Annotated in this window: 12 protein-coding genes; 2 read left to right on the forward strand and 10 right to left on the reverse strand. The window is 55.2% G+C overall.

All coding sequences use genetic code 11. The annotated features are described in order from the left end of the window. Positions 1-12 precede the first annotated feature (12 nt). Genes ACE6ED_RS23545 through ACE6ED_RS23590 form a run of 10 tightly spaced genes read right to left on the reverse strand, consistent with a single transcriptional unit; the run spans position 13 to position 8009 of the window. A complete protein-coding gene (locus ACE6ED_RS23545) occupies positions 13-243 on the reverse strand; it encodes an EsaB/YukD family protein (RefSeq protein ID WP_410829875.1) in 231 nt (76 codons plus the stop codon). Positions 244-261: 18 nt separating this feature from the next. Continuing rightward, positions 262-759, reverse strand: coding sequence for a hypothetical protein (locus ACE6ED_RS23550; RefSeq protein WP_410829876.1), 498 nt, complete (start codon positions 757-759; stop codon positions 262-264). After that, positions 756-1253 (reverse strand): hypothetical protein, encoded by a 498-nt coding sequence (locus ACE6ED_RS23555; RefSeq protein ID WP_410829877.1) that lies wholly within the window; start codon positions 1251-1253, stop codon positions 756-758. The genes ACE6ED_RS23550 and ACE6ED_RS23555 overlap by 4 nt, the downstream gene beginning before the upstream one ends. A gap of 17 nt (positions 1254-1270) precedes the next feature. Continuing rightward, entirely contained in the window at positions 1271-1537 is a 267-nt protein-coding gene (locus ACE6ED_RS23560; RefSeq protein WP_410829878.1) for a hypothetical protein, read from the reverse strand. A 39-nt stretch (positions 1538-1576) separates the two neighbouring features. After that, entirely contained in the window at positions 1577-2464 is an 888-nt protein-coding gene (locus tag ACE6ED_RS23565; protein WP_410829879.1) for a hypothetical protein, read from the reverse strand. Beyond that, positions 2461-3447: a 6TM ABC transporter family protein gene (locus tag ACE6ED_RS23570; RefSeq protein WP_410829880.1), complete on the reverse strand. Its 987-nt coding sequence runs from the start codon at positions 3445-3447 to the stop codon at positions 2461-2463. Before ACE6ED_RS23570 ends, ACE6ED_RS23565 begins: the two co-directional genes overlap by 4 nt. After that, on the reverse strand, positions 3422-4894 hold the full coding sequence (locus ACE6ED_RS23575; RefSeq protein ID WP_410829881.1) for an ATPase, T2SS/T4P/T4SS family: 1473 nt from the start codon (positions 4892-4894) through the stop codon (positions 3422-3424). The genes ACE6ED_RS23570 and ACE6ED_RS23575 overlap by 26 nt, the downstream gene beginning before the upstream one ends. Positions 4895-4908: 14 nt before the next feature. Beyond that, positions 4909-5736, reverse strand: coding sequence for a hypothetical protein (locus ACE6ED_RS23580; RefSeq protein WP_410829882.1), 828 nt, complete (start codon positions 5734-5736; stop codon positions 4909-4911). Beyond that, positions 5715-6602 (reverse strand): CpaB family protein, encoded by an 888-nt coding sequence (locus ACE6ED_RS23585; protein ID WP_410829883.1) that lies wholly within the window; start codon positions 6600-6602, stop codon positions 5715-5717. The genes ACE6ED_RS23580 and ACE6ED_RS23585 overlap by 22 nt, the downstream gene beginning before the upstream one ends. Continuing rightward, a complete protein-coding gene (locus tag ACE6ED_RS23590; RefSeq protein WP_410829884.1) occupies positions 6603-8009 on the reverse strand; it encodes a hypothetical protein in 1407 nt (468 codons plus the stop codon). A gap of 1043 nt (positions 8010-9052) precedes the next feature. Here ACE6ED_RS23590 and ACE6ED_RS23595 point away from each other — a divergent pair. Together ACE6ED_RS23595 and ACE6ED_RS23600 are read left to right on the forward strand one after the other, a co-directional pair. Beyond that, positions 9053-11827 (forward strand): helix-turn-helix transcriptional regulator, encoded by a 2775-nt coding sequence (locus ACE6ED_RS23595; RefSeq protein WP_410829885.1) that lies wholly within the window; start codon positions 9053-9055, stop codon positions 11825-11827. Positions 11828-12256: 429 nt separating this feature from the next. After that, positions 12257-13090 carry a thermonuclease family protein gene (locus ACE6ED_RS23600; protein WP_410829886.1) on the forward strand — a complete coding sequence of 278 codons (834 nt, stop codon included), beginning with the start codon at positions 12257-12259 and terminating at the stop codon, positions 13088-13090. The last annotated feature ends 72 nt before the right edge of the window (positions 13091-13162 follow it).

The following is a 13162-nucleotide window of genomic DNA, read 5'->3' on the forward strand; positions in this document are numbered from 1 at the left end:
TATCGCTCCTTCTCAAATGACGGTCAGCAGGGCCCCATGGCACACGCCTTGTTCCTCCAGCGTGCGGCCGTTGTTCAGAATCCGGCCCAGCGGCTCGGCCTGGAGCCTGGCTTCAGGCCCCGGGCTCATGCCAAGCGCTTCGCCCAGCATCCCCAGCAAATCGCCGACGGGTACAAACGCCGGCACTTTCAAATCGGTCTGCCGGCCGCTTTCCGTCTGCAGGGTGACCATGATATAGTCCACAGCCGCCCCTCCTTTCGGTCAGTTCTTCACGGACAAAATGTACGTCCGCTCGCTGACAAGCTTGTAATCGTCCCCGGCTATGGCATCTTCGGCCATTTTCAGGTATTTCGTCTTGTATTTGTAGTTCGCTTCCGCTTCGACTTGCACCGTCGAAATTTCTTGTTCCGTACCCGAATCCGTCTCGTCACTAAAATCAAAGGTCACTGTAAAATCGTTGAACTGTCCGTCATCTGAAGTGAAGGTCACCTCATCGCCCGTGTCGCTTTTCTGCGTTAAATTCAGCGCATCCCCAAAGGCTTCGGCAAAATACCGCTTGAAGCGCTCCCGATTCACTTTTGCATCCAGTCCGCGCAGCTGTTCGTATTCCAGCGCCCGGTCTTTGGCGGCGCGGCAGGCATTGGTCACCGCAGCGTTAAGCTGCAGCTTCTCCCGGAAGACGTTGGCCATTTCTACGAGCGGCTCAATCAGAATGGATGCCAACAGCACTGCAAGTATAGCTGCCGCGATGCTTCTCATGACCCGTCATCCCAATCGTTGGAGTAGTAGTCCAGATCTTTGTAATGCTTGAGTCCGGTCGTGGACATCGAAAACGAAACAGGGAGCTCCTGTTCAAACTTTTTGCCCCATAACGTGACGGTAAAAGGATAAACGGCCGAAATTTTTACGGTAAGCGGCTCCCCCCGCTGAAGATACGGCTTTTGGCTTTCATCGACATTGTAATAGTCGGTTTCATCGTTGCTGCCCACCGCCTCGCGGTTATCCGCGTTCATAATTTCAATTTTGATCTTGTCCTGCTTATCCCGGAAGATCGGACGTTCTTTCAGCCGCTCCATTGCATCGTCATAATGCATCTGCTTCATGTAGTTATCGCCCGCCACAATCTGGGACACGTTGTAGGTCTCGTTGATCAGCGTCATATACCAAGGGAAGAAAAACGCGAGATTAAGCAGCACCAGAATCGCGGCTGAGGATAAAATGACGGCAACGACCGCTTTGGCTACACCCCGCATGGCTCATCGCTCCCCGCTTAACCTGAAGTCGTCATTTTTTCGATTTGCTCCATAAACAGCTTCCAAACGTCGCTAATCCAAGTGCTTAAATTGTCGTTTACAATGACCACAACCGCACCGATGATAACGATCACCGCAACGGTAGCAGCAATTTGTTTGACCCCCATCGCACCGCTCTCATCCTTCCAGAACGCCATGAGCCGGGCTTTCCATCCCGAACGTTTTTCCGCCTTCTCCCCAGTATCCGGTACGGCTTGCATACCTCTTTTAGACTGATTGTTCATTGTTGCTTCCTCCCCTAACCGACCCGGTACGGATCGCATTTATTGAAACATTTTTAAGGAACCCAAAATGGTGAATAGATAATAAATGAAAATATACAAAGCCAAAACGATAATCAAGGTGAGCTGAATCCGTGCTCCGCTGCGTTCTCTGCGCTCCAGTTCATCTTCCAGCGCCCGGACACGGAAGCCGTCCATCTCGTTTTTCAGGTACGCCATCTGGGAGATGTTGTCGTATCCCTTCAGCCGCGTCTCCATCACATCGCAAAACTTAATGACATAATGCAGCGGGACCCGCTTCTTCAGCTGTTTCAGCGCAAATTCTTCCCCGTATTCCGTGTTGTCCAGCATTACGCCCAGCTCTTCCCCGATATCGGGGTTGGCGTTCGGAATATAATCCCGGAGCACATCCGCCAGATGAATGTTAACGGACTTGATGTACTGGTAATACACCATGCTGTAAAAAGCCGGAAAATCCAGGGCGATGTTGCGGTTTTTGCGCTCGATCTCTTTTTCAATCTCCGAAACGGGATACAGCCAGCCCAGCAGGATAAATATAGCTGTAATAAATCCCAGGACGGGGTTGACCTTCATCATCAACGCCGTCAGCAAAACGGCTCCCAGTACGAACAGCACCTGCTCAATCCGGATCTCCTCCGGCGTCTTGTCAAGGTCAAGCCGGTCGATCATTTTTTTGAACCGGGCCCGTTCCGTTGTGCTGAGCAGACCTTTGCCATAATTTCTGGCCAGCTTCTGCTTGAATCTCCGCAGCTTCTGTCTGTTGATTTCGCTGTTGCGCTGCTTGATGTACTGCCGCGCCCGTTTCTTCTGGTTCCGGCTGGCTGAACGCATCATCGGATAGAACAGCACCTTAACCAGATACAGGATCGACAGCATGGCGGCCAGTTTGGCAATAAAAATCATCATCATTTCCGGTCGCCTCCGACGCCCACATTCCCCTGCAGCATCTGGCTTCTGGCGAAGCTCAGGCAGATGACGCTGATCATCACTGTGTTAATCATTTTGCCGGCGGTAGTGTAGAGCATGAATTCCCGGAAATCCTTAACCGTCAGGGCGAACAGGAAAAACAGGATGATAATGGCCGTTTTCAGCATGAAATCCCGGTTCATTTTGCGGAAAATCCGTTCCTTCTTCATGTTGATCTCGCGCAGCACCGCGTTTTCATCGACAATGTCGAGAAAAATATCCGCCATGCCCTTCCGTTCGTTATATTCGAACACGATCGCTTTCTTCGTGAAATTGTCGAACTTCGGACCGAGCTGCCGGTTCAGCAGCGTGATCGCCTGCTTGAAGGAATAACCGTTGTTTTCGCAGTTATCGATGAACTGCTGAAAATACGGGCGCAGGTTCGGGCTGATATACTCGTCGTTCTCCATCACCCGTTTGATCGCCACCAGCACCCCGTCGCGGGCGAGCGGGCAAATGACGTCTTCGGCGTCCATAATGTTCTCCAGCCGCTCCGCCTGGATTGCCCTGGACTGCATCACGAAAAACGTAATCAGGCCGATAAAAATCGAAATCGTGATCAGTACCGACAGCGTGATGCTCTTCAAGAACAAAATGACGATTAGCGCGACGATGGCGAAGCAGATGCACAGCATGGACGTGAAGCTCTCCAGCGTAAACGGCATGTTAAAATCCAGAATAAGTCCTTCCACAAGCCGGTTGTATTTGGCGTAAATATTTTCTTTGCTGCGGACAAGCCGCTCTCGCTTCATCCGGTCGACATACCGCTTCGTGTTGTACCGGCCGAGATGCTCGGCGATCGTATCAATCTGGCTGAGCAGGTATCCGCCGAGTCCCTGGAAGAAGCGGACGCTGAATACGGCGTTAAACAGGATAAATGCAGCAAGCCCAAGCAGCAGGCTAGTGATGAAAGGCGTATTCGTCAAAAGCATACACCTCCGTCTCGTCCTCGGAAGGATCGGTGGCAAAAAACTCGAACCGGCTGCGTTTGATGCCGGCTTTCAGCATCAGCTGCTGCACCTTCTCCGAGATCTTGCCGACCCGCCTGTGCCGTCCGACGATCCGGATCATCTTCCGGCCGTTCACCTGCTCTTCGATGACATCGTCGCAGTCGAACCGGTAAATCTGGTTGATCAGCGGATTCAGCCCGTCGGAGCCGAGAATCTCCGAGATCGACGTCACCTTCCGCGTGCCGTCTGCCAGCTTCTCCTGGAAGATGACGAACTTCACCGCGCTGCAGATGTTGCGCAGCGCCAGCTCGGCCGGCTCGTTTGAAGCCATCAGATAGGCGGTCAGGAACCGGTAGATCGCTTCCTTGTCCCCTTCCGCATGCAGCGTCGAAAAAAAGTAATGGCCGGTCTGCGCGGCCCTGAGCGCGGTGGCGAATTCGCCGGGCGTCCGCAGCTCGCCGGGACCAATCCAGTGCGGCGACTGCCGCATCGCGTTGATGAGCAGGTTCTCCATCGTCGCGGGGCTGGCATCGTCATCGTCCGGCACCGATTCGTACTGCAGCACGTCGTTCAGCACCCGTCCGTGCTCGCTGCCGTGCTCCCGCTGGATCAGCCGCATCTCCGACGGGTTCTCGATCGTGATGATCCGCTGCAGCGGGTTGATCTCCTTGACGAGAATTTCGTTCAGGGTCGTTTTTCCGCTCCCCGTCGGCCCAACTGTAATCCAGGACAGGTCCGACTTCGGAATCAGGGAAAGCAGCTTATACATATTGGCGGAAAACGACTCATTTTCGACCAGCATACGCGGGTTGATGCTTTTTTTGCTGAATTTCCGGATAACAAACGCCGGCTGCCCGTAAGGCGAAATTTCGGCGTGTGTCGCATTTACCCGGAACCCCTCGATCGTCCGCGCGTTGACCATCGGGATTTTGGGGATAAGCCGCATTTTGGATACCCCGATCAGCTTGGCGATAATCCGCTCCATATGCTCCCGGTCGACAAAATGCTGGTCCCATGGCAGCGACCGCCCTCCGCTTTCCACAAAAATCTGATCAGGCCCGTTCGCCCGGATTTCGTCGATCGCCGGGTCTTCCATCGCTTCCGTGATCGGCCCGTAGTGGGTAATCTCATTCGTAAGCGCCAGCTTAAGCTGAACCAGCTCGGGATATCCTTCGACCGACGGCATCTGGGAATCCACAAATTCGTTGATAAACGCCTTCGTCATTTCCCGTTTGCGCGCCGGATCGGTTTCACGCCTGTAGGCATGGGTTGTAATTTTGGTTATATATTTTTGGCACAGTTCCAAGGCTTCTTCGAAGCTGATGGTCGTATATTTGCTGGCCAGATCCTCCAGGTCCTCTTTTGGCTGGGCCTGGTGCAGCACCTTTTGCTGCAGATCGCTAATTTTGCCGCGTGTCAGCAAGGCTCCTTCACCCCTTATTGGTCCGCCAGGCGGTCGGCCAGTCTTTGAATGTCTTTTTTGAAGTGTTTGTTGACGATTGGATTGTCTTTAATGTACAGCTGTCCTTCATGCGCGCGGACGGTAGCTTCTTTGACCAGCGGGAGCGCCGCCGCAATCTGGAAGCCCATCTCCCGCATCACCTTGTAATCGAACTCCAGGTTCTGGAGGTTCATCATCACGACACTCATAAACTTTGCGGTGCTGATTCCGACCGACTGGGCAAAATCCAGCAGCTTCATCATGTTGACCGTTGCTTCCATCCGCTCTGCCGCCGTAAAAAATCCGATGTGGCAGTATTTCATCGCTCCCAGGCAGAACTCCAGCGGCGGGTTGTTCGGAATGTCGATCAGCACGATATCAAACATCGTCTTCAGCGTGTCGATGACGCGCTCCAGATGCTCAAATTCGAAATCGAAGTACTCCTCCATCAAATCCTGGGGGCTGGGAGACAGCAGGTACAGCCGCTCGTATTTCGTCTCGATCAGTTCATCCCGGAAATCGACCTTGTCGCTTTTGAGCACCTTGATCAGCCCGCTGCCTTTCTTCGGCGGCGCCGCGTCCAGATGCTGGTACAGGTTCGGGTAAAACACCTTCAGATCAAGCACGCAGGTGTTCAGGCCTTTCTGGGCGATCAGGTACGCCAGGTTGCTGATCAGCATCGCATTGTCGACGAAATCGCAGGCCGGGACGAATCCCACCACACTGTAGATCAAGGCGTTCTCCTGCATTTCCGCGCCGACCAGATCCTTGGATGATATTTTTTGAAAAATACTGTCAAACCCTATTCTTCGTTTCCGATCCACGACTCTACCTCTTTCTGCAAGGTGGGAAGCTGATCGACGATCACATCGCTGCTCTTCCGGCTTAAGATGGTGATCAGGAACGAGTTCCCGTCCAGACCCTTGTACTTGGCGAAGTTGTTGATCTGTTCGCTGGTTCCTTCCAGGAGCAGCGCCTTCGGCTGAATGCTCTTCAGGAACTCCTTGCTTTTCATGACTTCCTGCTTTTTGTTCTCGTCCAGCTTCTGAACTTCTTTGTAGACTTCATAAATCGAATGGCTGTTGGCGTTCAGCATATCCTTGACGATGATGCTGTCGAACAGCACCTCTGTCTTCTTGACCGAGTTAACCGACTGGGAGTAAATCGCGTTGGGATTGCCCCCGGCCGCAGCAGCCGGCGCTTCCTCCACTTCGTACGACACCCGGATCCGGACGCGGTCGCCCGGCATCAGAATGTCCCCGCCCACTTCCAGGAAATTGTAAGGGAGCGTCAGCACCTCGTTTTTGTCGTCCACCTGATACAGCCACTCGTTGCGCTGCGGTTTCTCGTCAATCAGCTGGTCTTTATAGAGCACGGTATCCTTACGCAAAAAATTGGCCGTCAGTTTGCCCTTCACGTATTCCAAATCATCCGCGCGCACCATATCTTCCGTAAATTCCTTGCGGATGAGATTGTATTTCTCGATCATGTCTTCGTTTAATTCGACGTAGGCGGGGATGCCTTCGCTGGGCTTCACCCGCAGCACCGTCACCACATCGCTTGCATCCTCGCTTGCTTTGGTGATCATGAAGTAGGACACCACGATGATCGTCAAGCTAAAGAGCAAAGCCGCGCCCCGTTTGAACAATTGTCTGTTCGGAGACGCATTTTTCAGGCTGCTCAAGTCCATTTAACCCGTTCCCTCCAGTAGTCTAAGCAGTATGTTCCCATAGGCCCGTTCGTAGTTCGCGCTGGTGTATACAAGAGGCACATCGGACTCGATCTGCGAGTCAAAATCGCTGCTGTACGCGACCGGACCCGCGACTTTCATCTCATAGGTAAAGCTGTCGAGCAGTCCCGATGTCAGCACCCGGCTGACAGCATCCGGCGTAAACACCTCGCCTTGGAAGCGGGACCGGTCGTTGTATTTCGTGACAATCAGCTTCGACTTGGCGTTCAAGTAAGCCGCCCGTTCCCGGTCCAGACTGTTTTCGACATTCCGCAGCGTGCTGATGACCGAATACAGATCGTTGGGGACACACAGTCCAAAGCAGTCGATGTGAATCATCATCTCCGGATAATCCCGCAAGAGATCCAGCGGAATATCAAGAATGATCAAGTTAAACCGGTTTCGCAGCAGCGACAAGAGTCCGATCAGCTTACCTTCGTTGACGAACTGGCCGATCAGCCTGCGGTCCTCAAAGCCGTAGCCAAGCGCCGTCAGCCATACGTTTTCTTTCAGCGAAAAAGCGGTGGACGCGTAGTCCTGAGGCCGGGCGAGCGTGCGGATCAGCGAGGCGTTAATTTCCTCATCCCGCTTGGTGCGCTCATGGAAGCTGCTGAAATACATATTCGTGCTGCGGTAATCAATGTCGAGATCGACAATCAGGGCACTGAGCCCCCGCCTTCCGGCTTCGCTTGCCACGTTGACCGCGGTGCTCGTCATCCCGCTGCCCCGGTGCCCGGTGACAGCAACGACGCGGCTGATGCCCCGGCTGATCCGGTTCATTTCCCGGGTTAGCGGATCGGTTGGCTCGGGCGCCTGGCGCTCCTTCGGCTTCGAACGAAAGCGGTCGAGGAACGAGCTTTTCTTTGGCTCCCGGGTCTCCCGCCCGGAACCGCCGGTATGAGGCGGCGTCTGGCTTGCCGGCCGTGCGGGATTCTCCGGCAGGGATACCCCCCGGTTCGCGGGTCTTGCCGCCGGATGGGCATCCGCTCCGCGAACCGCGGCGTTCAGCTGGGCCGGGGAAATTCGTATGTATTCGCATAACACGATGCGCAGTTGCGGGAACCTGGCGGTTAACCCTTCCCATTCTTTTCTCTTCCAGGAATCCCGGGTCAGGACCAGAACGGAAACCGGTGCAGCCAACCCGGTTGTCAGCTGCAGAAGCGCCTCCATGTCCCGCCTGTCCTGGACGGACGACACGGACAGCGCGTCATCCGTGACCAGTACGGCGTTCACATCCGGAGAGGCCTGCTGTATGTATGCTGCTGCTTCGCCAAGATTCAGCTCGGCGTCATTCACAAAGACGGACGGTTTCTCCAGCAGCCGTCTTGCGACAGCGCCGTAACCGCCGGCAACCAATAACAATCTCACGGGGTCCTCCTTATGTATGCACCCTGCAGCCCGGACCAAGGGGTTCGGGCAGCAAAGCCTTTCGGTAAGTCCATCCGCAGCCGCGGAGCATGCTGCCTGTCACCGGGACACTGACGGGCAAAACATAAGCCTGTCATCCCAAAAACGGGCCGCGATAACTTTACGGCAGCAATAAGTTAAGAAGCAATAAGCTAAGAAGCAATAAGTAAGAGCAATAAGTAAGAGCAATAAGTAAGAGCAATAAGTAAGAGCAATAAGTAAGATAGGTAAGTTAAGTAATATGTATTAGAACGGCAGGTCTTCTATGTAGATGAATTGTTTCCCGGTTCACCGGCCGGCCGCCCATCCGGCCTCGCTATAAATTTACAATAAACAATGAGAAATACTGGAAAATTGAAAATCACAAAAATATATTAAACTAAATTCTCTGTTCAGAAACTAAGAAATCCTGTCGAAGGACCACTGCTTTTGTCGAATAGCAAAAATTAGTTCCTTGGTCTTCAACGCGCATATTCTACATAAAAAGAGTTTTTATTTAGGACACGCCGCCCAAAAAAACCGGAAAGAAATGAAAAGAACTGCTATCCGTCTCTACCCGTCCCTTTCTCTTCCATATTTCAAATTTGAAATTCGATGATCCGATTCGGGACCTTTTGCCCTACCATTTCCTTAACTGATCTAACGATCCTGGGGTGTTTCGTGCCTATTCGCCTACTTTTTTGAGTTTTTTTACCTAAAATATCCATAAACACCGCTCCATGCCCCGTCTTCTCACCCGGGTCCCTGGGCGTAATGGGTCGCAAGGAAGGCACAACGGTTTGCGGACTGCCAAATTTGCGTCTTCCCGGGGGATACAGCGGCTAAATCCGATCAGCAGTAAAAAACGCATCGCAGTTTTTGTTCCTTATTATTTAAAATTGCGGAGATTTTAGAGAGTGATTTCATGCTCAGGGGCCGAACCATTCCCAACATAAGTTATAATAGTAAAAAAACGCGGCAGGAAACTCTGCAGTGTTATGTCCGCTTTAAAGGAGTGCTGAAATTTGACCGCCACCCATTTACTGCGCACCAAAATAGGCGTCCCCTTACGCTCCGGGCAGGATCAGCCCCGGGAACGGCTGCTGCGCAGGCTTGACCTTGGGCGGAAATGCCGCCTGACCGTGATTACAGGGCCCGCCGGCTTCGGCAAGACGACCGCGGTTGCCCAGTGGACCCGTTCCCGCGTTCCGGATGCCGCCTGGGTCCAGCTCGACGAGCCGGATAACGATCCGGTCCGGTTCTGGAGTTACCTCCTCTACGCGCTGGAAGCAGCGCGCCTTCCGGGGCTGATGCGGCGAATGTCACCCCTGCTGCACAATATTCCGCACGGCTCGGTTTATACCCTGATCGACGTGCTTCTGACTGAGCTGGCACAGATTCCGGGAGAGACGGTGCTGGTGCTTGACGATATGCACCTTATCCAGGAGCCCGCCGTCTACGAGCCGTTTATTTATTTTGTGGAAAATGCGGATCCCCGGCTGCATCTCTTTTTGCTGAGCCGGTCGGAGCTTCCGCTGCCGTCCGTCAAATGGGAGCTTCGCGGTCTGCTGCAGCTGGTAGAGCCGGAGACGCTGCTCTTCACGCGTGAAGAAGCGGCCGATTACTATAAGCAGGCCGAAGCGGACCTGACCGGCACGCAGATTGGCAAGCTGTTCCGCCTTACCGAAGGCTGGCCGGCCGGACTGCAGCTTGCTGCGCTTACACTCGCGCGAGGCGTCGATCCGGAGCGGCTCATCAGCGGATTTGGCGGTGCCCGCCACCGGATCGCCGACTATCTTTTGAACGAGGTATTTGCCGGGCTGTCTGAAGAGATGCGCCGCTTTATGCTGGACACCTGCGTATTGAACCGGATGGATGCGGACCTGTGCGACCAACTGACCGGCCGCGGCGGCGGAGGCCGCATGCTGGACGTCCTGCGGCGGATGAACTTGTTTCTGATTCCCATAGGCGATGAAGGCGGATGGTTTCGATACCATCATTTATTCCTGGATTTTTTACGTGTCCAAGCGGCGCTTGACCGGCCGGACGAAATCCGGCGGCTGCGGCGGATTGCGGGGAAAGCGCTTGCCGGGCGGGGGATTGCGGACGAGGCGGCGGAACACTACCTGGCAGCAGGAGAGTATGATTTGGCGGTGCGGCTGCTGATAGAGCATCTGCCGGCGTTCCTTGCGCGGGGCGAGACGGGTACGCTGCTTCGGCTCGCCGGCGCGCTGGACGGGAAACATCCGCTGCCGCACCTGCTCGCTTTGCTGTACGCTTTCACATTGTCGGCTGCCGGACAGCAGGATGCGGCCGCCCGTGTTTTGGAGCGGTTCGAGGCAGAGCTGGATAACATGGCGCCCGGCGAGGAACGGAAGCGCTGGAGCAGCGCACTGTTTTTTGTAAAAGGCAATATGCTGGTCAATACAGGACGGTACAAGGACTGGCTGAAGGAAACGGAACAGCTTGCCGCCGATTTGCCGGAAATTCCGCTGTTTTTTGGCTTCAATTATAATACCACCGAACCTTACGTCCGCCGGACGGCCTTTGGCCTCAAAGGCGTACTGAACGAAGATACGGACAAAGTGGGGCAAGGCATTGTGCAGGTGCTGGAAGCGCACGGCTGGCGCGAATCGCTGATGAACAGCTACGTCATCCAGTCGCTTGGCGAAGGCTACTATGAATGGAACCGGCTGGAGGAAGCGGAAGCCCTGCTGAAGCGTGCGGAGGCAAGCGGGCGGCGGAGCGCCACAGCCGGGCTGCTGGTGCCAAGCCTACTCATGCAGGCAAAAATCCGGCTGGCCGCGCGGCGGTACGCTGCTGCGCATGCGCATGTGGACGAAGCGCTGCATGCGGTGGAGAGCTGGCAGGAAACCCACTGGCGGGGTAACCTTTTTGCCTTCAGAGCTTACATCGAGCTTAGGGAAGGACGCACCCGTCAGGCAGAGCTGACGCTCGCCCGAATCGGCCTGCCGGACGAAGGCCGGCCTACACTGGACAAGTTCCTCCCGTTTCTGGCCGCCTCCCGGCTGCTTGCGCTGGGCGGCCGGGACCGGCGGGCGCTGGAGCTGCTGGAGGAACTGGAACGGCTCAGCATCCGGGAGCGGGAGCTGTCGGGCCGGGTGGAAGCCGTCCTGCTGCAAGCCTGGGTGCATTACCGGGCGGACCGCCCGGAGGAAGCCTGCCGGAGGCTGGACGAAGCGCTGGCGCTTGGCGCGCCGAACGGCTATGTCCGCACCTTTTTGGACGAGGGCGGGGAGATTTCAGGACTTCTCCGGCTGTACCTGGGCCGGTTTGGGACGCCGGACGGAGAGCAGGATACAGCCATTGCTGCTTATGCGCGGCGGCTGCTTGGTCTGCTTGAAGAGCAGGAACGTTTGGATGCGGAAGCGGCAGGTCAGGGAGCTTTTCACGGGGGAAGTTCTGGTTTTGGAGGGCTTTCTGGAGGTTCCGGTAATGGGGTGCGTGGTACCGGTAGCGGGGTACTCCCTAATGGTACTGGTAGAGAGGTGCTTGGTACCGGTAGCGGGGTACTCCCTAATGGTACCGGCAGCGGGGTGCTGTCTGGGGGAACGCCGGGTATAGCGGCTGCTTCTCGGGGACTGGCTGTCGGGCTTACACCCAAAGAAACAGAAATTATGCACTGTGTCATGCAGGGGCTGACCAACCAGGAAATAGCGGACACCCTGTCCATCACAGTCGGCACGGTCAAAATCCATCTGAACCGCATCTACGGCAAGCTGCAGGTAAAATCCCGGACCCAGGCTGTGCGCCGGTGCCGGGAGCTGGGCTGGGGGTAGACTGAACGCCGCTGCTGGGAGCAGGGTTGCGGATAGGCTGTGCGCCGGTGCTGAGAGCTGGACTGGGGATAGACTGTGCGCACTGCTGGAAATTGGCTGGGGATAGGGATTGGCAACATGGGCATGCGATTGCCAGCTCCCTTCCCTGCTGCACCGGGAGTTGGAGCACGTCTCAAAAAAGCTAAACCGTGAGTCACCGCAGCGGCATTTTCTTTTCCGATGGCAATTTCCAAAATTTATACTTAAAATTGAAGTAAAACGCCGCCGCATCTGCTAGAATTGAAAATGACTTGTCCCGAGTACGGCTCTTCCCTTGGTGCAGCGCTGCTGTAGGCGAAACATTTCACTACTGCCAACCCCTGCTTTGGGGTTTTCGAACCCTGCCCGGTAAAAGTTATAGTTTATACAGCCTAGAAGGAGTCCTGATGCATGTTTAAAAGAATTACTTGTATGGTGATCGGCGCCGCTCTGCTGGCCTCTCCGATCCTCCCCGCCCCGCTTCACGCGGCTGGCACCGTGTCGGCTGTCAAAAGCGCAGCGGTTGCCGCCGGAAAAACCCTGGAAGCCAAAGTCGTGTCCGTAACGGACGGAGATACGTTTACCGCTCAGCTTCCAGACGGTTCAAAAGAGAAGGTGCGCCTGCTGCTGGTCGACACGCCGGAGACTAAACACCCGAGCAAACCCGTGCAGCCCTTCGGTCCCGAAGCGAGCGAGTACACCGCCAAGGTGCTGAAAGGCCAAACGGTGAAGCTGGAATTCGACGTGGCGGAGCGCGACAAATACGGCCGTCTGCTCGCTTATGTCTACATCGGTGATCAGATGCTGAACAAGCAGCTTCTGCAAAAAGGGTACGCCCGCGTCGTGGTGTATCAGCCCAACGTGAAGTATGTCGATGAATTCCGCGAAATCCAGAAGAAGGCCCAGAAGCAGAAGCTGGGCATTTGGAGCCTGGAAGACTACGCTGCCGCCGAAGCCAAAACCGCGGCAAAGCCGAAGGCAACGGCAAAACCTGCTGCGACAGCGAAACCGAAGGCGACAGCGAAACCGAAAGCAACCGCCAAACCAAAAGCAACTGCCAAGCCAAAAGCAACAGCGAAGCCAAAAGCTACCGCCAAGCCAAAGGCCACGTCCAAGCCGAAGTCCAGCGTAACGTACAAAAATTGTACTGCCGCCCGGGATGCCGGCGCCGCCCCGCTGTATAGAGGCGAACCTGGATACGCCCCCAAGCTGGACCGCGACGGTGACGGCGTAGCTTGTGAATAACGCAGTACGGCCCCGGCATGAACGGGGCCTTTTCTTTAGCCCTTGCACGGTTAATGCGGAGTTTGCCCTGTG

This window comes from Paenibacillus nanchangensis, assembly GCF_046543445.1.
GTDB classification, from domain to species: domain Bacteria; phylum Bacillota; class Bacilli; order Paenibacillales; family Paenibacillaceae; genus Paenibacillus_AQ; species Paenibacillus_AQ nanchangensis.